A 19,397-nucleotide genomic window follows, 5' to 3' on the forward strand; every position below is an offset into this window, starting at 1 on the left:
GCGCTGGCCGGCGCGGCTGCGCGCCGCCCTCGCCCTGCTGCTGCTGCTGCCCCCCGCGCCACCGCCGCGCGCCCAGCCGGTGCCGCCCGGGCTGCTCGGCGGCGGCGGTGGCGGTTCCAGCCTGCCGCTGCCCAATATCCCGCCCGCTTTGCAGCAGGACATCCTCCAGCGCCTGCTCGACGCCGGCGGCGGCGGTGGCGTGACGCGCGGCCCGGCGGTGGCCCAGCCCTCCGCCCCGCCGGTGCTGACGGCCCCCCACCCCGCCCTCCACCCCGCCCTGGGGGGCGCCCTGCCCGGAAGCACGCTCCCCGGAGCCGCGTTCCCCGGAACCGGGGCGGCGGGCGCCGCCCCCGCCACCCCGCCCGAGCCGCTCTCCCAGGCCGAGGCCTTCTTCGCCGCGCGGCTGGAGAATGCCGCCGCGCCGCTGCGCCAGTTCGGCTACGACACGTTCCGTGATCTCGCCGCCGCGCCGCCCGCCCAGGCGCCGCTCGCCCAGGTGCCGGACGACTACATCCTGGGCCGGGATGACGAGGTGCTGATCAACATCCGCGGCCGCTCGCGCCAGGGTGTGAGCCTGCGCGTCGGGCGCGATGGCATGCTGGTGCTGCCGGACCTGCCGCCCATCGCCGCCGCCGGGCGCAGCCTGGGCGAGCTGCGCGCCGAGGTCGAGGCGCGCGTGGCGCGGGAACTCGGCGGCTCGGAAGCCTTTGTCAGCCTGGGCCAGCTGCGGCAGATCGGCGTTTTCGTCGCGGGCGAGGTGGTGCGGCCCGGCCTCTACCCGCTGCCCGCCCTGGCCTCCGTCCTCGATGCCCTGGCCCTGGCCGGGGGGGTGAAGAAAACCGGCAGCCTGCGCGCCCTGCGCATCGAGGGGCCGCGTGGCAGCCGCGCCATCGACCTCTACAGCGTGCTGGGCACCGAGCCGGGCAGCCCGGACCTCGCCCTGCGCGAGGGGGAGCGGCTGGTGGTGCCACCGCTCGGCCCCGTCGTCGCGCTCGGGGGGGAGGTGACGCGGCCCGGCATCTATGAGCTGCCGGCGGGGGCCGATGCGGCGCCGCTCGCCACGCTGCTGCGGCTCGCCGGGCAGGCGCTGCGCCCGGCCGGCAACCGCTTCCTGTTGCAGGGCACCGATGCCCAGGGGCGCCGTGCCCTCTCCGAGATCGGGCCGCAGGCGCGGCTGCGGCGCGGCGATGCCGTGCTGGTGCAGCCGGGGGCCGATGTGCTCTCCGGGCAGGTGCGGCTGGTCGGCCATGTCGTCGCCCCGGTGCTGCGCGCCGCCAGCGCCGGCGGCCTCGCCACCCTGCTGGCCGACCCGATGATCGTCCGCCCCGACCCCTATCTGCGGATGGGCCTGATCTGGCGCACCGATGAGCGCATGCGCACCCGGCGCTTCGAGGCCTTCGACCTCGGCCGCGTGCTGCAGCGCCCGGCCGGGCTGCCGCTGCGGCCGGGGGATGAGGTGATCCTGCTCTCCCAGGCGGATATCCAGTGGCTGGCCAGCCCGCCGGTGCAGCGCGCCCTGCGCGGCGAGGCCGGGCCGGAATGCCCGGCGCTGCAATCGCTCGCCATCGCCGCGCGCTCCTCCCCGGTGCGCTTCGCCCATGTGCGCGGCGCGGGCTTCCCCGATCTCGGCGCGCCGCCCTGCCCGCCGGTCTTCCTCGACTATCCCACCCTGCTGCCCTACCTGCTGGACCAGGCGGTGCTGATCTCGGGCGATGCGCGGCTGCCCGGCCTCTACCCCATCCTTGACGACACGGGGCTGGACCAGGTGCTGGCCGCCGCCGGGGGGGTGACGGAGACGGTGGACCTCTCCGCCGTCGAACTCTCGCGCGAGCCGCTGGAGCAGGCGGGGGCCATCCCGCTCTCGCGCACGCTGCTCGACCTGCGCAGCGGCAATTTCGCCGCCGTCCGCCTCTCCCCGCGCGATGCCATCCGCCTGCCGCGCGGCTTTGGCGACCGCGACAGCGGCCCCGTCACCCTGGTGGGCGAGTTCCTGCGCCCGGGCATCTATGACATCCGCCGGGGCGAGCGCCTGTCGGAGCTGATCACCCGTGCCGGCGGGCTGTCGCCGCAGGCCTATCCCTATGGCGCCGTCTTCACGCGGGAGAGCGTGCGGCAGCGCCAGCAGGACGGGCTGGACCGCAGCGCGCGGGAGCTGGAGCAGAGCCTGCTCCAGGTGGCGGCGGGGCAGGCCGTGTCCGGCGGCGGGCGGGGTGGCAATACGGCGGGGGGCGACCTGGGCGGCGCCATCACCGCCGGGCGGGAACTGGCCTCCGCCCTGCGCAGCGCGCGGGCCGCCGGGCGGATGGTGGTGGAGGCCAACCCCGTCATCCTCGCCGCGCGGCCGGAACTGGATGTGCTGCTGGAGCCGGGCGACCTCATCGCCATTCCCAAGCGGCCGAACGAGGTGACGGTGGTGGGCGCGGTGCTGAACCCGGGCAGCCTGCAATTCACCAGCGGCTGGCGCGCCGCCGATTATGTGCGGGCTTCCGGCGGGACGCAGCGCTTCGCCGATGGCAGCCGCGCTTTCGTCGTGCTGCCCAACGGGCAGTCCACCCCGGCGGGGCTGGGCGCCTGGCAGGCGGGCGGGCCGCCGGTGCCGCCGGGCTCGCTGGTGGTCGTGCCACAGGACCCCTCGCCCTTCGAGAGCTGGGGCTTCCTGCGCGACCTGACGCAGACGCTGGGGCAGCTTTCGATCAGCGCCGCCGCCCTGGCGGTGATTGCCAAGAACGCGAAGTGAGGGAAGAACACCCGGCCCAAGCCAGAACCGGGACCGCCGCATGATCATCGCCCGCGCCACCTCCCCCGCCGATCTCGGCGCCTGCCTCGCCATCCGCCGCGAGGTCTTCGTGGTGGAACAGCAGGTGCCGGAGGAGATGGAATATGACGAACTGGACGCCAGCGCCCTCCACTTCCTGGCGAGCCGCGACGGAGAGCCGCTTGGCACCGCGCGGGTGGTGCTGAAGGAAGGCGGGCGGGTGGCGAAGGTCGGGCGCGTCGCGGTGCGGCGGGCGGCGCGCGGCACCGGGCTTGGCCTCGCCCTGATGCGGGCGGTTGAGGCGGAGGAGGCCCTGGCCGGCGTGGCGGAGATGGTGCTGGAAGCCCAGACCCACGCCATCCCTTTTTACGAGCGACTCGGCTACGTGGCGGAGGGCGAGGAATATCTGGATGTGGGCATTCCGCACCGCGTGATGCGCAAGCGGCGCGGGGCGTGAGAGATGGGGTGGCTCTGCCTCCCCATACCCCTCCGCCGGGGTGGCAGGGCCACCCCGAACCCCGCCATCAGTGTGGCGTCCCGCCTGGCAACGGGACGGCGGCAGCCTGAAAAAAGTCTTTTTGCTTCTTTTTCTTCAGAAAAAGAAGATTGGGACTTTTCTCAGCGCGTCTCAGCGCGCCGGCGGCAGCCGGAAGGAAATCGGCTTGTTGCCGTCCCACAGGACGGAGCGGCAGACCTTGGCGAGCTTGTCGAGGTCGCCCTTGATGGTGAGGAAGTGGTTGCCGGCGAGCTGGCCGGCCTTGCTGGCGAAGCAGCAGGGGCCATAGGCCACCAGGATCTCGGTTTCGCTCATGCCGCCCGGGTGGACGATGATCTGGCCCGGCGCCGGGTAGGAGGTGGCGTTTTCGTAGCCGATGCCGAGGTCGCGCTCGCCCATCGGGATCCAGCAGGCCTCGCCGGACCAGCGGACATGGATGATGCGGTCCTCATAGGGCAGCAGGGTGCGGAAGCGGGCGACGGTGCGCGGGGCGGCGGCTTCCTCGAAATCGGCGTGGAAGATCTCGCCACCAATGTCGATCAGGATATCGGCCAAGGTCTTGGTCCTTCTGGGCTGGTGGGGCGGGTGGCTGAGGGGGGGCGGTTCAGTCCGCGTCCGCCGCCTGGCCCAGCCGGTAGGGATGCGCCGGGTAGGTGCCGAGCACCTTCAGCTCGCGGGAGAAGAAGGCGAGTTCCTCGAGGGCGCGCTTCAGGCCGGGATGCTCCGGGTGGCCATCGACGTCGCAGAGGAACTGCGTGGCGGTGAAGCGGCCGTCGAGCATGTAGCTTTCCAGCTTGGTCATGTTCACGCCGTTGGTGGCGAAGCCGCCGAGCGCCTTGTAGAGCGCGGCCGGGATGTTGCGGACGCGGAAGACGAAGGTGGTGACGGGGTTGGCGATCTCCACCGGCGGCGCGGCCGGGGTGGCGGACATCACATAGAAGCGGGTGGTGTTGTGCGCCGCGTCCTCGACATTGTGGCGCAGGATCTCAAGGCCGTAGATCTCGGCGGCGAGGGAGGAGGCGATGGCGGCATCCTCCAGGCTGGGCGTCTCGGCCAGCAGCTTGGCGGCGCCGGCGGTGTCGGCCTCGATCACCGGCTCCAGCTTCATGTCGCGCAGCAGGTTGAGCACCTGGCCGAGGGCGACGGGGTGGCTGTGGGCGCGCTTCAGCCCAGCCAGGGTGGCGCCCTTGTGGGCCAGCAGGCAGTGCTCGACGCGCTGGTAGTGCTCGCCCACGGTGTGGAGGCCGGAATCGGGCAGCAGGCGGTGGATGTCGGGCACGCGGCCGGCGAGGGAATTCTCGCAGGGGAGCATGGCGAGCTGGGCCCGGCCCTCGCGCACCGCGGCCATGGCGGCCTCGAAGCTGGGGCAGGGAAGCGTCGTCCAGCCGGGATAGGCGCTGCGGCAGGCGAGGTCCGAATAGGCGCCCGGCATGCCCTGGAAGGCGATCACACCACTCATCGGCTGGCTCTCGTTCCGTCTTTCGACCGTGGATCGTTCTGATGGCGTGGGGCTACGGGTTGAAGCGCCCGTTCTCTGCCACTATGGTCCGGACGCTTCTAGTCGAGGCCCCTGCCGCGTGCAAACCACGCCCCTCGGCCGGATCGATTCGACGGACAGTTCAAATTCAGGGATGGATCGGCAGCATGAGCTTGGAGGTCAACAAGGCGTTCGCGGCCGTCCTCACCGCCGGGATTGCCTTCATGGTGACGGGTCTGGTGGGCGAGACTGTGGTCCATCCGAAGCGCCTGGAAAAGCCGGCCATCGCGATCGAGGGTGTCGGCCAGCCGGCCGCCGCCGCGCCCGCCGCCGAGCAGGCCCTGGACCCCGTCGAGCCGCTGCTGGCCGCGGCCAGCGCTGATACGGGCAAGCAGCTGGCTGGCCGCCTCTGCGCCTCCTGCCACAGCTTCGAGCAGGGCGGCGCCAACAAGGTGGGTCCGAACCTTTACGGCGTGGTCGGCAACCACCATGCCCATCTGGACAATTTCAACTACTCCCCGGCGATCAAGGCGCTCGCCGACAAGGAGTGGGACTATGCCGCGCTGAACGAGTTCCTGGCCGCCCCGGCGCGCGCCGTGAAGGGCACGCGCATGGCCTTCGCCGGCATCCGCGACGTGAAGCAGCGCGCCGATGTCATCGCCTATCTGCGCAGCCTCTCGGCCAGCCCGAAGCCGCTGCCCTGATGGAGGCGCCCCTGATGGAGGTGCTGGTCGCGGCGGCAGAAGCCGCCGCCGATGTCGCGGGGGCGGTCATCCGCCCCCTCTTCCGTTCCGCGCTGCTGGTCGAGGCCAAGGGCGATGCCAGCCCGGTGACGGAAGCGGACAAGGCCGCCGAGCGCAGCATCCGCGCCCTGCTGGCCGAGCGGTTTCCGCAGCATGGCGTGATCGGCGAGGAATATGGCGCCGACCGCCCCGAGGCTGAATATGTCTGGGTGGTGGACCCGATCGATGGCACGCGCGCCTTCGTCACCGGCCGCCCGCTTTTCGGCAGCCTGATCGGCCTGCTGCACAGGGGCAGGCCGGTGCTCGGGCTGATCGACCAGCCCTCGACCGGGGAGCGCTGGATCGGCGTCGCGGGCCGCCCGCTTGCCTTCCGCAGCCCGATGGGCGGCACGCCGAAGGTGCGCGCCTGTGCCAGCCTGGCCGAGGCGGAACTCTCCTGCACCAGCCCGGAGATGCTGGATGCGGCGCAGGCGCCGCGCCATGCCCGGCTGCGGCAGGCGGTGCGCCGCGTCACCTGGGGCGGCGACTGCTATGCCTATGGCCTGCTGGCGCTGGGCCTGGTGGATGTGATCGCCGAGGGCGACCTGAAGCCCTGGGACTGGGTTGCCCTGCAACCGGTGATCGAATCGGCCGGCGGCAGCCTGACCGACTGGCAGGGCCGCCCGATGCGCCTGGACGGCCCTGGCGAGGCCCTGGCCCTGGGCGACCCGTCGCTCCTGCCGGCGGTGACGGCCCTTCTGGCCGACTGAAAGAAAAAAGAAGGGGGTTCGGGGGAATTCATGCCCCCGAGCTTTTTTTCTCTCACGCCTCCCTTTTTCAAAACAGATCTCCCGGCAGGGAATGGTTGTCGCGGCGGGGGCGAGCCCTCATCCTATGGGCATGCGCCGACGTCACCTGCTCTCCACCGGTCTTGTCCTGGCCTCTTCCGTGGCCCTGCCGCGCGCGCAGGCCCAGCAGCCGGCCGCGCCAGCCTCTGAGGCGCGCCGGACCCATGCGCTGTCCCTGCTGGGCGAACCCGCCCTGCCGGCGGATTTCCCGCACTGGCCCTGGGTGAACCCGAACGCGCCGAAGGGCGGGGAGATGGTGCGGGCGGCGCAGGGCAGCTTCGATTCGCTGCACGCCTATATCCTGCGCGGCACGCCGGCCATCGGCCTCGGCCTGCTCTACGACACGCTGATGGTGCAGAGCCTGGACGAGGCCAGCACCGAATACGGCCTGCTGGCGGAGGCGGTGGACCTGCCGCGCGATGGCCTCAGCGTCACCTTCCTGCTGAACGCGAAGGCGCGCTGGCATGATGGCCAGCCGATCACCGCCGCCGATGTGGTGTGGAGCTTCGACACGCTGCGCGAGAAGGGCCACCCCTCCTACCGCTCCTACTGGGGCGATGTGGCGGAGGCGGTGGCGGAGGATGCGCGGCGCGTCACCTTCCGCTTCAGGACCAGCGAGAACCGCGAGCTGTCGCAGATCATCGGCCAGCTTCCGGTGCTGCCGAAGCATGGCTGGGAGGGGCGTGACTTCACCCAGCCGAGCCTGACCATCCCGCTCGGCTCCGGCCCTTACCGGATCGAGAAGTTCGAGCCGGGGCGCAGCATCACCTATCGCCGCGTGGCCGATTACTGGGGGCGCGACCTGCCGACGCGCAAGGGCACCCACAATGCCGATCTGCTGCGCTTCGAGTATTTCCGCGACACCACGGTGATGCTGGAGGCCTTCAAGGCCGGGCAGGTGGAGCTGCGGCAGGAGAATGTGGCGCGGCTCTGGGCCACCGCCTACGACTTCCCGGCCCTGCAGCGCGGGCTGGTGAAGAAGGAGGAGATCCCGAACGAGATCCCCACCGGCATGCAGTGCTTCGCCCTCAATCTGCGCCGGCCCTTCTTCCAGGACCGCCGGGTGCGGGAGGCGCTGGGCCTCGTCTTTGATTTCGAGTGGATGAACGCCAACCTCTTCTACGGCAGCTACACGCGCACCAGCTCCTATTTCTCCAATTCCGAGCTGGCGGCGACGGGCCTGCCCTCGGAAGGGGAATTGATGGTGCTCTCCGCCTTCCGTGGCCGCGTGCCGGAGGAGGTCTTCACCACCGAGTTCCGCCTGCCGGTCTCGGACGGCACCAACAACAACCGCGAGAATGCGCGCAAGGCGCTGGCCCTGCTGCGCGAGGCGGGATGGACGGTGAAGGAGCGCCGCCTCGTCAACGACAAGGGCGAGCCCTTCAGCTTCGAGATCCTGCTGTATGACGCGACCTTCGAGCGCATCGCGCTGCCCTATGCCCAGGCGCTGCAACGCCTGGGCATCGAGGCGCGGGTGCGCACGGTGGACCCGGCGCAGTATCAGGTGCGCAACGATTCCTTCGACTACGACATGATGGTGGCGAGCTTCCCGCAATCCCTCTCGCCGGGGAATGAGCAGCGCGATTTCTGGAATTCCGCCAAGGCGAAGGAGAATGGCAGCCGCAACCTGCTCGGCATCGCCGATCCGGTGGTGGATGCGCTGGTGGAACTCATCATCGCCGCGCCGGACCGGCAGGCGCTGATCGACCGCACCCGCGCGCTGGACCGCGTGCTGCTCTGGGGGTTCTACGTGGTGCCGCAATGGCACAGCCGCAGCTTTCGCGTGGCGTGGTGGGACAAGTTCGGCCGGCCGGAGCGCACGCCGCGCTATGCGCTGGATCTCTCCTCCTGGTGGGTGGATGCGGCGAAGGAACGCGCCCTCACCGCCAGCCGGCAGGGCCAGCCTTGAGCGGGGCTTCGCCCCTCTCTGCACCTGCGCGGCAGTGCCGCGCAGCCACCAAAGGCCTGAGGCCTTTGGAAACCCATTTGTGAGTCTCCCCTGACGGCGGGTGCAGGGGACCCTGTCCCCTGCTGGGGGAGTTTGAGGGGGCAAGGCCCCCTCAAGCCCATCCGCCGGTTTTGTCGTGTCATTCGCCTTGCGGGCGCCGGACCAGGATGGCCGGGGCCTGCATCCGGGGCCCGCCCCCGGGGACCAAAGGGATGCAAGATGCCACCCTCCTCCCGCCCCAGAAACGTGGGCTGAGCCAGCCATGGGCGCCTATCTGCTGCGGCGGCTGGCCCTGCTGGTGCCGACGCTGTTCGGCATCATCCTGATCAATTTCGTGGTCGTGCAGTTCGCCCCCGGCGGGCCGGTGGAGCAGATGCTCGCCGAGATGCGCGGCCAGGGCAGCGGCGCCATTGGCCGCCTCTCCGGCGAGAGCCAGGGCGAGACCACCCGCGCCCCCTCCGGCCCCGCCGGGGGGGAGGGCGCGCCGGCCGGCAATTACCGCGGCGCGCGCGGGCTGGACCCGGCGGTGGTGGCCGATATCGAGCGCATGTTCGGCTTCGACAAGCCGGCGCATGAGCGCTTCCTCACCATGATGAAGGGCTATCTCACCTTCGATTTCGGCCAGAGCCTGTTCAAGGGCCGCTCGGTGGTGGATCTGCTGTGGGAGAAGCTGCCCGTCTCGGTCAGCCTCGGCCTGTGGTCCACGCTGATCATCTATTTCGTCTCCATCCCGCTCGGCATCCGCAAGGCGGTGCGCGATGGCAGCCGCTTCGATGCCTGGAGCTCCGCCCTGGTGCTGGTGGGCTATGCGGTGCCGGGCTTCCTCTTCGCCATCCTGCTGGTGGTGCTCTTCGCCGGCGGCTCCTTCGTGCAGTGGTTTCCGCTGCGCGGGCTGGTCTCCTCCGGCGCCGAGTCCTGGCCCTTCTGGCAGCGCGCGGCGGATTATGCCTGGCACATGGTGCTGCCCACCGTGGCGCTGGTGGTGGGCGGCTTCGCCGGCCTCACCATGCTCACCAAGAACAGCTTCATGGAGGAGATCGGCAAGCAATACGTCCTCACCGCGCGGGCCAAGGGCGCGGGCGAGGGGCGGGTGCTCTATGGCCACATCTTCCGCAACGCCATGCTGCTGATCATCGCCGGCTTTCCGGCGGCCTTCATCAGCATCCTCTTCACCGGCGCGCTGCTGGTGGAAATCGTCTTCTCGCTGGACGGCCTCGGCCTGCTGGGCTTCGAGGCGGCGATCCGCCGCGATTACCCGCTGATGTTCGGCACGCTCTACATCTTCACCCTGCTCGGCCTCGTCATGCAGATCGTCGGCGATGTCACCTATACGCTGGTCGATCCGCGCATCGATTTCGAGGCGCGGCGATGAGCCCGATCACCCGCCGCCGCCTCGCCAATTTCCGCGCCAACCGGCGCGGCTGGTGGTCGATGTGGATCTTCCTCGGCCTCTTCCTCATCACCCTCTTCGCCGAGGTGGTGGCGAATGACCGGCCCCTGCTGGCCAAGGTGGAAGGGCGCTGGTTCTTCCCTGTCGCCATCGAGTATGCGGAGAGCGACATCATCCCCGATGGCTTCCCCACCGCCGCCATCTGGCGCGACCCGGCCCTGCGGGAGGAGATCGCGGCCCGGGGCGGCTGGGTGCTCTGGCCGCCGCTGCCCTACCGCTACGACACGACGATCGGTGATCTCGGCCGCCCCGCGCCCTCGCCGCCCTCCTGGAAAAACCCGCTCGGCACGGATGACCAGGCGCGGGACGTGCTGGCGCGCGTCATCTATGGCTTCCGGGTCTCGGTGCTGTTCGGTTTCGCGCTGACGCTGGCCTCCTCGCTCATCGGCATCGCCGCCGGGGCGGTGCAGGGCTATTACGGCGGCTGGGTGGATCTCGGCTTCCAGCGCTTCATCGAGATCTGGTCCGGCATGCCGCAGCTTTTCCTGCTGATCATTCTCTCCAGCGTGATCGAGCCGGGCTTCTGGACGCTGCTGGTGTTCCTCCTGCTGTTCTCGTGGATGTCGCTCACCGGCGTGGTGCGGGCGGAATTCCTGCGCGGGCGCAATCTCGACTATGTGCGGGCGGCCAAGGCGCTCGGCGTGTCCGACACGCGGCTGATGGTGCGCCACATCCTGCCCAATGCCATGGTGGCCACCATGACCTTCCTGCCCTTCCTGCTCTCGGGCAGCGTCACCATCCTGGCCAGCCTCGATTTCCTCGGCTTCGGCCTGCCGCCCGGCTCGCCCTCGCTCGGTGAACTGGTGAGCCAGGGGAAGAACAATCTCCAGGCGCCCTGGCTCGGCCTCACCGCCTTCGTGGTGCTGGGCGGGGTGCTGACGCTGCTGATCTTCGTGGGCGAGGCGGTGCGCGATGCCTTCGACCCGCGCAAGCTTCCCGGGGGGAGCGAAGGATGACGATGCTGCGCATGCCGGGGCTCTGCCCCGGGCCCCGCCGGGGGGACAGGGTCCCCCCGGACCCCGCCATCAGTTTGGCGCCAACGGATCGCGGGGTCCGGGGTGGCCGTGCCACCCCGGCGGGGGTCTGGGGGCGGAGCCCCCAGCCATGACTCTGCCCATTCTCTCGGTCCAAAATCTGAGCATCGCCTTCCGGGGCCGCACGGTGGTGAAGGGCGTTTCCTTCAACGTCCATCCTGGCGAGACGGTGGCGCTGGTGGGGGAGAGTGGCAGCGGCAAGAGCGTCACCGCGCTGTCCTGCCTGCGCCTCCTTCCGGGGGCCGGCAGCAACCCCACCGGCCGCATCATGCTGGATGGCACGGAGGTGCTCTCCGCCACGCCGGAGGAGTTGCAGCGCCTGCGCGGCGGCGTGGCCGGCATGGTGTTCCAGGAGCCGATGACCAGCCTGAACCCGCTGCACAGCATTGGCCGGCAGGTGGCCGAGGCGGTGCGGCTGCACCAGCCCCTGCGCGGCGCGGCGCTGCGCGAGCGGGTGCTGATGCTGCTGGAGCGCGCCGGCCTGCCCGACCCGGCGCGGCGGCTGGATGCCTTCCCGCATCAATTGTCCGGCGGGCAGCGGCAGCGCGTGATGATCGCCGCCGCCCTGGCCAATGACCCCCGGCTGCTGATCGCCGACGAGCCGACCACGGCGCTCGATGTGACGATCCAGGCGCAGATCCTCGACCTGCTGGCCGAGCTGAAGCAGCGCCTGGGCATGGCGCTGCTGCTGATCACGCATGATCTTTCCATCGTGCGGCAGCAGGCGGACAGCGTGGTGGTGATGCGCCATGGCGCGGTGGTGGAGCAGGGTCCGGCGCGCGCGGTGCTGGCCGCGCCGCGCCACGACTATACCAAGCTGCTGCTGGCCACCGAGCCGCGCGGCGCCCCCGCCCCCGTGCCGCCCGATGCCGCCCCGCTGCTGCGGGCGGAGGCGGTGCGGGTGCATTTCCCCATCCGCCGCGGCCTACTGCGCCGCCAGGTGGGGGAGGTGAAGGCGGTGGACGGTGTCTCCCTCGACCTGCGCGAGGGCGAGACGCTCGGCCTCGTGGGCGAGAGCGGCAGCGGCAAGACGACGCTCGGCCTCGCTTTGCTGCAACTGGAGCGCAGCGCCGGGCGCATCACCTTCGAGGGCCAGCCGATCCAGGGCCTTTCCCGCGCCGCGCTGCGGCCGCTGCGGGCGCGGATGCAGGTGGTGTTCCAGGACCCTTATGGCTCGCTCTCCCCCCGCATGAGCGTGGCGGAGATCGTGGGGGAGGGGCTGGCCGTCCATGCCCCTGGCCTGGGCGCCCCGGCGCGCGCCGCGCGTGTGGCGGCGGCGCTGGCCGAGGTGGGGCTGGACCCCGCCATGGCCGAGCGCTACCCGCATGAGTTCAGCGGCGGGCAGCGCCAGCGCATCGCCATTGCCCGCGCGCTGGTGCTGCAACCCCGCCTGCTGGTGCTGGATGAGCCGACCAGCGCGCTCGATGTCTCGGTGCAGGCGCAGGTGGTGGAATTGCTGCGCGGCCTCCAGGCGAAGCACCGGCTGGCCTATCTCTTCATCAGCCATGACCTGCGGGTGGTGCGGGCGATGGCGCACCGCATCATGGTCCTGCGCGGCGGGCAGGTGGTGGAGGCGGGCGAGGCCGATGCGGTGTTGCGCGCGCCGCGCGCCGACTACACAAGGGCGCTGATGCGCGCCGCCTTTCCGGACGGCGCGGGGGGAGACGCCGCGACCACATGAACGAGTTCGACACGCTGCGCGAACTGATCCGGCAGGGCCGGATTCAGCTTGGCGTGGATATCCGCAAGATGAACATGCCGGGCTCTCCGGTCTATCGCCCGGCGGAGACGCTGACCCTGCCCATCCTCATCCTGGTGGTGAGTTTCCTGGGGGCGCGTTTCGTCAACGTGCATATCGGCGCGCTGCTGCTGGCCGCCGGCATGGCCTATTGGCTGCTGAAGGTGCACCCGAAGATGAAGCAGGGTGTCTTCGACCGCACGGCCGAACTGGCGCTTTCCCGCGAGAACCTGTTCGAGGGGCTGTGGGCCAAGGGCGCCCTGACCCTGCACGCGCCGATGCCGGATGGCTCCGTCCGCGTCGCCAACCGCAAGACGGGCTGGCGGGAGCTGGTTCGCTTCGTCGATAGCAATTAATTTCTTTCAGGCTGCCGCGGTTTCCCGTCACAGCGGGCCGCTGCACTGAAAAAAGTTTTTTGGTTCTTTTTTTCAAAAAAGAACGTCTTTCCTACCCCAATTTATGCAGCCACGCGACGAGCCGGCTGGCCAGATCGGGCCAGCCCGGTTCCAGCATCATGAGATGCCCGAGCCCGGGGAGGAACTGTGCGCTGGTGTTGTGCCAGAGGGCGCAGCGGTGCACGGCGTCATGGGGGATGAGGCGGTCCTCCCCGGCGCCGAGCACCAGCACGGGGCGGCCATGCAGCCAGCCATGGGGCACGGGCTGGGGGGCCTGGGCCTCCAGCAGGGCGGTGTGGGATTCGCCGCCGAGGCGCGCGGCCCAGGCGCGGGCTTCCTCCACCGGCATGGCGGTGCCGAAGAGCGAGGGGGCGAGGTCGGGCTGTGCGCTGCCGGGGGGGGCGTCCATGCGGGCGGCCTCGGCCCAGAGGCGCGGGTCGCTGAAGGCGAGGCGTGTGCTGGAGAGCCACAGCCCTTCAGGTGGCACGGGGGCGAGCAGGGCGGCGGCGCGCAGCTTCGGCTCGAAGAGCAGGCGCTGCGCTACCAGGGCGCCGAGGGAATGGCCCACCGCCACCACCGGCCCTTCCACTGTGGCCAGGGCGGCGCGGGCCTCGGCGACGAAATCGGCCAGCCCGGCCTCCCGCCCTTGCGGGTGGCGTGTGAAGTCGAGCACCAGGGCCGGGTATCCGGCGGCGGCGCAGTGGTCGGCGAAGCCGTGCTCCCACACCCAGCCGCCACAGCCGGCGCCGTGCAGGAAGAGCAGGGTGGGGCTGCCCGCCGCCGCGTGGCGGCGCAGATGCGGGCGGTTCAGGCCCTCAGGCAGGTTGGAGGGAAGGCGGGGGGGAAGGTGGGTATCGGGCATCAGGCCAGGCTCTCCTCGCCCGGCATGCGGGCCCTTAGCACATCCACAGTCGCCTGCGCGGTGGAGGCGGGCACGCCCAGCCGCCGCAGCGCGAAATCCGCCATGCCGAGCGCCACTTCGCGCTCGCCCATCATCACCATGCCGGCGCCGCCCTGCTGGCGCAGCCAGGCCACCTCGTCATCGTCATGGGTGCGCACGGCCACCTCGATGGCGGGGTTGGCGGCGCGGGCCAGGGCGATGACCTGCCGCGCCTCCCAGGCGCCGGGCATGGCCAGCACCAGCAGGCGGGCCTGCTCCGGCCGGGCGGCGGCCAGCACCTCGGCCTTGGTGGCGTCGCCCCAGATGACGGGCACGCTCTCGGCCCGCGCGGTCTCGGCGATGCGCCGGTCCTCCTCCACCAGCAGGACGGGCAGGTTGTGGCGGCGCAGGGCGGCGGCGATGGTGGTGCCGACGCGGCCATAGCCGACGAGGATGGCGTGGTCCTGCATGCCGGGGATGCCGTGCGGGCGCGCCGCGCGCCGGCGCGGCCCGCGCCGCCAGCGCGCCAGCGCCCGGCTGGCCGAGAGCCACGGCACCAGCAGGGCGAAGCCGCGGAAGGTGAGCGGCGTCAGCAGGATGGCGCCGAAGCTGCCGAGCAGGATGGGCCCGCGCGCCGCATCGGGCAGGATGCCCTGGCCGATGGCGAGTTCCGCCAGGACGAAGGAGAATTCGCCGATCTGCGCCATGGCGGCGCCGACGGTGGCGGCGGTGGCGGGTGGCACGCGCAGCGCCAGCAGCAGGGCGAAGGTGCCGCCGCCCATGCCGAGCAGCACGACCAGCAGCGCGGCCGCCGAGGCCAGGGGGGCCTCCGCCAGGCTCGCCGGGTCCAGCAGCAGCCCGACCGAGAAGAAGAAGATGGCGGCGAAGACGCGCTGCAGCGGCACCGTCTCGGCCGCTGCCTGGTGGCCGATGTCGCTCTCCCCCAGCACCATGCCGGCGAAGAAGGCGCCGAGGGCGAAGGAGACATGGAACAGCGCCGTGGCGGCATAGGCGACGCCGAGCGCCACGACGACGACGGCGAGGGTGAAGAGCTCGCGCGAGCCGCCGCGCGCCACGCGCTTCAGCAGCCAGGGCAGGACGCGGCGGCCGGCCACGAGCATGAGGGCCATGAAGGCCACCAGCTCCCCCACCGCGCGCAGCATGGCCAGGGCCAGCCCGTCCGTGCCGCCGGAGAGGGCGGGCAGCAGCACGAGGCCGAGCACCACGATGAGGTCCTGCACCACCAGCCAGCCGAGGGCGATGCGCCCGGCTTCCCCGGCGATGCGGCCGCGTTCCTCCAGCGCGCGGGTGGCGACGGCGGTGGAGGCGATGGCGAGGGCCAGCCCGAAGGCGAAGGCCCCGGCGCCCGCGAGGCCGAGCAGCGCCACCCCCGCCCCGGCGCCGAGCAGCCCGGCGAAGGCCACCTGCGCCACCGCCCCCGGCAGGGCGACGCGCCAGACCGCCAGCAGGTCCTCCGCCCGGAAATGCAGCCCGACGCCGAAGAGCAGCAGCCCCACCCCGACCTCGGCCAGGGTGGCGGTGAAGCCGGCATCGGCGGTGAAGCCCGGCGTGCTGGGCGCCGCCAGGGCGCCGGCCACCAGATAGCCGATCAGCGGCGGCAGGCGCAGCGCCCGCGCCGCGAGGCCACAGACAAAGGCCAGGGTGAGCGCGATGACCAGGATGGCGAGCAGGGGCGGGGCGTGGGGCATGTTCCGCCACAGTATGGGTCTCCCCCCGCGCAGGCCAGGGAGTCCGTCATCATCGGCGGCCTCAATGATGATCCTTCGGCATTCCCATTTCCGTCGCGCGCGCGCGGGGGCCAGATTGGCCGGGACAGGAGACGACGCCGCCATGACCGAGCTGCTTTCCCCCGCCGATGACGCCCCCGCCGCCGAAGCCCCCTGGAACGCCGCGCTGCACCCGGCGGAGGTGACGCTGGCGGCGCGCGACGCGGCGGGGCTGGCGCAGTTCTATCACCGCCTGCTCGGCCTGCCGGTGGTGGCGGAGGAGGGCGGTTTCCGCCTGGGCCGGCTGCTGCGGCTGCGCGCCGCGCCGGAGGCGGCGCCGGAGCCGGGCGGCGTGCCCGGCCTCTACCACACCGCCTTCCTGCTGCCCTCGCGCGCGGCGCTGGCCGGCTGGCTGCACCATGCGGCGGCGCTGGGGCTGCGGTTGCAGGGCGCCTCCGACCACGGGGTGAGCGAGGCGATCTATCTGGCCGACCCGGAGGGCAATGGCATCGAGGTCTATCGCGACCGCGCCCGCGCCGCCTGGCCGCGCCCCTATCCCGGCGCGCCGGGGGTGGCGATGGGCACGCGGCGGCTGGACCTGCGCGCCCTGCTGGAGGAGGTGGCGGGACCGGTGGTGCCGGCCTCCGTCGGCATCGGCCATGTGCATCTGCGCGGTGGCGACGTGGCGGCGACCAGCGCCTTCTACCAGCGCCTCGGCCTGGAGGAGATGCAGGGCTGGCCGCAGGCGAGCTTCCTCGGCCATGCGGGCTACCACCACCATCTGGCGGTGAATGGCTGGGACAGCGCCGGCCAGCGCCCGGCCGGCCTCACGGGCCTAGCGCGGCTGACGCTGGCCGCGCGCGATGAGGCCACCTTCCGCCGTGCCGCCGCGGCCCTTCAGGGCGCGGTGGAGACGCCGGAGGGGCTGCTGGCCCATGATCCCTCCGGCAACCCGCTGCTGCTGGCACGGGGCGGCGTTGCGGCGGGATGAAGGAATGAGGGGGCTTTGCCCCCTCAACCCCCAGCAGGGGGCAGGGCCCCCTGCACCTGCCTTCAGAAAGGGTTTCCAAAGGCCTCAGGCCTTTGGCCGGGAGAGTTTGAGAGGGGCGGAGCCCCTCTCAAGACCACGGCGCCGCCCCGCGAAAGCCGGGCCGGTCACCCTGGTGTGACGCGATTTGCCTTCCCATCTGGCGGCCATGCCCACTCCACGCTTCGCACCCCGCGCCCGGGCGGTGTAAGGGGATCGCGCCATGGCACCCAACGATCTCCGCGCTGACCGCCCCCTGGTTGGGGACCGCGCCCCCAGCAATTCCCAGCCGCCCGCGCCGCCGCCGCGCCCGCCCCGCAAGACGCGCCGGGGGGGAGATGGTGGCGGTGGCGGCGGTGGTCGCCGCATGGGCCGGCTGATCGCCCGGCTGGCCGGCTTCGGGCTGGCGGTGGGGCTGGCCGGCGCGGCGGTGGGGGGCGTCGCCGCCTATGGCTTTTACCGCCAGGCGACGGTGGACCTGCCGGAACATGCCTGGCTGGCGGACTACCAGCCGCCGCAGATGAGCCGCATCTACGCCGCCGACTCCAAGCTGATGGCGGAGCTGGCGCTGGAGCGGCGCGTCTTCCTGCCGATCAGCGCCATTCCGAAGCGCGTGCAGGCGGCCTTCACCGCCGCCGAGGACCAGCGCTTCTGGGAGCATCATGGCGTCGACCCCATCGGCATCGCCCGCGCCGTGATCAGCAATGTGGAGGGGCTGGCCAGCGGCCGGCGCGCCGCCGGCGCCTCCACCATCACCCAGCAGGTCGCCAAGAACATGCTGGTGGGCAATGAGCGCTCGATGATGCGCAAGATGCGCGAGGCGGTGCTGGCCTTCCGGCTGGAGACCGCCCTGCCCAAGGAGCGCATCCTGGAGATCTACCTGAACGAGATCTTCCTGGGCGCCCAGGCCTATGGCGTGGCGGCCGCGGCCATGAACTACTTCAACAAGGGCCTGGACGAGCTGAGCCTGGGCGAGACGGCCTTCCTGGCCGCGCTGCCCAAGGCGCCGAACAACTACAACCCCGCCCGCTACCCCGAGGCCGCCAAGGCCCGGCGCGACTGGGTGCTGGACCGCATGGCCGAGGATGGCGCGGTGACCCGCGCCGAGGCCGATGCCGCCAAGCAGGAGCCGATCGTGGCGCGCGGCCGCGCCCGGCCGGATATGGTGGCGGTGGGCCAGTACTTCACCGAGGAGGTGCGGCGCGAGCTGGTCACCCGCTTCGGCCAGGACCAGACGACGATGGGCGGCCTCGTCGTCCGCACCAGCATGGAGCCGGACCTCCAGGCGGCGACCGAGGCGGCGCTGCGCGACGGGCTGATGGCCTATGACCGCCGGCGCGGCGGCTGGCGCGGCCCGGTGGCGCGCGTCGTCGCCGCCACCACGGAGTGGATGCCGGCGCTGGAGGGCGTGCCCCGCCCCGCCGGCGCGCCGCCCGAATGGCGCCTGGCCGTCGTGCTCTCCGCCGATGCGCGGGAGGCGCGGCTGGGCTGGCTGGAGAAGCCGGACCGCGCCACCCCCGCCCAGCCGCGCCAGGGCAGCCTGTTGCTGGAGGACCTCGCCTGGGCCCGCCCCGCCGCGCGCGATGGCCGGCTGGGCGCCGCGCCGCGCCGGATGCAGGATGTGGTGGCGGTGGGCGATGTGGTGCTGGTGGAGAGCCTGCCCGCCACCCCGGCCCAGGGCCGCACCCCGGCCCGCCCGGCGCGCCTCGCCCTGCGGCAGGTGCCGCAGGTGGAAGGCGCCGTCGTCGCGCTCGACCCGCAGACGGGGCGGGTGCTGGCCATGGCCGGCGGCTTCGCCTTCGAGAAGTCGTGGTTCAACCGCGCCACCCAGGCGCTGCGCCAGCCCGGTTCCTCCTTCAAGCCCTTTGTCTACCTGCCGGCGCTGGAGATGGGCATCCCGCCCAACCAGCAGCTGCTGGACGGGCCGATCGAGATCCGCACGCCGCAGGGCGTCTGGCGCCCCGGCAATTACAGCGGCAACTTCAATGGCTGGGTGACGATGCGCACCGCGCTGCAGAAGTCGCTCAACCTCGTCACCGTGCGGCTGGCGCAGGAGATCGGCATCGACCGCGTGGCGGAGACGGCGGCGCGCTTCCACGTCATCCCCAACATGCCGCGCGTGCTTTCCATGGCGCTCGGCGCCGGCGAGACGACGGTGATGCGCATGGCCGCCGCCTATGCCTCCTTCGCCAATGGCGGCAAGGAGGTGGCGCCCACGCTGATCGACAGCGTGCAGGACCGCTTCGGCCGCCTCGTCTGGCGCGCCGATACCCGCCGCTGCGAGGGCTGTGACAGCGGCCCCGGCGCCACCCCGCCACGCCTCGTCGATGAGCGCAAGCAGCTGACCGACCCGATCGCCGCCTACCAGATGGTCTCCCTCCTCCAGGGCGTGGTGCAGTATGGCACCGGCACGCGGGCGGGGGCCGGGCTGAACCGCCCGGTGGCCGGCAAGACCGGCACCACCAATGATTACATGGACAACTGGTTCGTCGGCTTCACCCCGGACATCGCGGTGGCGGTGTGGATCGGCTATGACGAGCCGCGCACGCTGGGCAGCGGCGAGACGGGCGGCAGCACCGCCGCCCCCGTCTTCCACGATGTGGTGGCCGCCGCGCTGAAGGACAGCCCGCCGGTGCCCTTCCGCGCCCCGCCGGGCGTCGCGCTGGTGCGCGTGCAGCTCGACAATGGCCAGACCATCCTGGAGCCTTTCCGCCCCGGCACCGAGAATGCCGCCCGCCCCCCCGCCCCCGAGGAGGGTGGCATGGTGACGACGGACACACCGGCCGGCGTGGACAGCAACCTTGGCGGGCTTTACTAAGCGCGCTTCGCGGCCCTGGCTGCTGCCCCGCGTCGCGGGGGGGGGGGGGGGGCGCCCGCCCCCCGACAAAAAAATAACGGGG

The 19,397-nt window shown here is 71.9% G+C and carries 15 protein-coding genes; 11 read left to right on the forward strand and 4 right to left on the reverse strand.

Features of this window, described 5'->3' with window-relative positions; translation table 11 throughout:
* The coding region (locus NON00_RS15815; RefSeq protein ID WP_370688726.1) for an SLBB domain-containing protein at positions 1-2,737 on the forward strand (2,737 nt) is incomplete at its 5' end.
* Between the two features lie 40 nt (positions 2,738-2,777).
* Positions 2,778-3,212, forward strand: coding sequence for a GNAT family N-acetyltransferase (locus NON00_RS15820; protein ID WP_256022821.1), 435 nt, complete (start codon positions 2,778-2,780; stop codon positions 3,210-3,212).
* A gap of 171 nt (positions 3,213-3,383) precedes the next feature.
* Here NON00_RS15820 and NON00_RS15825 read toward each other — a convergent pair whose 3' ends face one another.
* A complete protein-coding gene (locus tag NON00_RS15825; protein WP_256022823.1) occupies positions 3,384-3,806 on the reverse strand; it encodes a DUF3830 family protein in 423 nt (140 codons plus the stop codon).
* A gap of 49 nt (positions 3,807-3,855) precedes the next feature.
* Positions 3,856-4,710, reverse strand: coding sequence for a prephenate dehydratase (locus tag NON00_RS15830; RefSeq protein WP_256022826.1), 855 nt, complete (start codon positions 4,708-4,710; stop codon positions 3,856-3,858).
* Positions 4,711-4,895: 185 nt separating this feature from the next.
* Here NON00_RS15830 and NON00_RS15835 point away from each other — a divergent pair, with 185 nt between their 5' ends.
* The 7 genes from NON00_RS15835 to NON00_RS15865 all read left to right on the forward strand — a co-directional run bounded on the left by NON00_RS15835 (position 4,896) and on the right by NON00_RS15865 (position 12,824).
* The gene (locus NON00_RS15835; protein WP_256022828.1) at positions 4,896-5,432 is read left to right on the forward strand and encodes a cytochrome c family protein; all 537 of its coding nucleotides are present in this window, start codon (positions 4,896-4,898) and stop codon (positions 5,430-5,432) included.
* Positions 5,432-6,220: an inositol monophosphatase family protein gene (locus tag NON00_RS15840; RefSeq protein ID WP_256022830.1), complete on the forward strand. Its 789-nt coding sequence runs from the start codon at positions 5,432-5,434 to the stop codon at positions 6,218-6,220. Before NON00_RS15835 ends, NON00_RS15840 begins: the two co-directional genes overlap by 1 nt.
* A 130-nt stretch (positions 6,221-6,350) precedes the next feature.
* Positions 6,351-8,207: an extracellular solute-binding protein gene (locus NON00_RS15845; RefSeq protein WP_256022832.1), complete on the forward strand. Its 1,857-nt coding sequence runs from the start codon at positions 6,351-6,353 to the stop codon at positions 8,205-8,207.
* Positions 8,208-8,508: 301 nt separating this feature from the next.
* The gene (locus NON00_RS15850; RefSeq protein ID WP_256022845.1) at positions 8,509-9,618 is read left to right on the forward strand and encodes a microcin C ABC transporter permease YejB; all 1,110 of its coding nucleotides are present in this window, start codon (positions 8,509-8,511) and stop codon (positions 9,616-9,618) included.
* Positions 9,615-10,652, forward strand: coding sequence for an ABC transporter permease (locus NON00_RS15855; RefSeq protein WP_256022847.1), 1,038 nt, complete (start codon positions 9,615-9,617; stop codon positions 10,650-10,652). Before NON00_RS15850 ends, NON00_RS15855 begins: the two co-directional genes overlap by 4 nt.
* Positions 10,653-10,800: 148 nt before the next feature.
* A complete protein-coding gene (locus NON00_RS15860) occupies positions 10,801-12,411 on the forward strand; it encodes an ABC transporter ATP-binding protein (RefSeq protein ID WP_256022850.1) in 1,611 nt (536 codons plus the stop codon).
* Positions 12,408-12,824, forward strand: a complete 417-nt coding sequence (locus tag NON00_RS15865) for a hypothetical protein (RefSeq protein ID WP_256022852.1) — start codon at positions 12,408-12,410, stop codon at positions 12,822-12,824. The genes NON00_RS15860 and NON00_RS15865 overlap by 4 nt, the downstream gene beginning before the upstream one ends.
* 91 nt (positions 12,825-12,915) lie before the next feature.
* On the opposite strand, the gene NON00_RS15870 is transcribed toward NON00_RS15865, so the two are convergent.
* Positions 12,916-13,725: an alpha/beta hydrolase gene (locus NON00_RS15870; RefSeq protein ID WP_256022855.1), complete on the reverse strand. Its 810-nt coding sequence runs from the start codon at positions 13,723-13,725 to the stop codon at positions 12,916-12,918.
* Positions 13,725-15,452: a cation:proton antiporter gene (locus NON00_RS15875; RefSeq protein ID WP_256022857.1), complete on the reverse strand. Its 1,728-nt coding sequence runs from the start codon at positions 15,450-15,452 to the stop codon at positions 13,725-13,727. The genes NON00_RS15870 and NON00_RS15875 overlap by 1 nt, the downstream gene beginning before the upstream one ends.
* Before the next feature lie 142 nt (positions 15,453-15,594).
* Between NON00_RS15875 and NON00_RS15880 the strand changes: the two genes are divergently transcribed.
* Both NON00_RS15880 and NON00_RS15885 read left to right on the forward strand, forming a co-directional pair.
* Positions 15,595-16,461: a VOC family protein gene (locus NON00_RS15880; protein ID WP_256022860.1), complete on the forward strand. Its 867-nt coding sequence runs from the start codon at positions 15,595-15,597 to the stop codon at positions 16,459-16,461.
* A 259-nt stretch (positions 16,462-16,720) separates the two neighbouring features.
* Entirely contained in the window at positions 16,721-19,315 is a 2,595-nt protein-coding gene (locus tag NON00_RS15885) for a penicillin-binding protein 1A (protein ID WP_256022862.1), read from the forward strand.
* The last annotated feature ends 82 nt before the right edge of the window (positions 19,316-19,397 follow it).

The organism is Roseomonas sp. GC11, from assembly GCF_024437745.1.
In the GTDB taxonomy this organism is placed as follows: domain Bacteria; phylum Pseudomonadota; class Alphaproteobacteria; order Acetobacterales; family Acetobacteraceae; genus Pseudoroseomonas.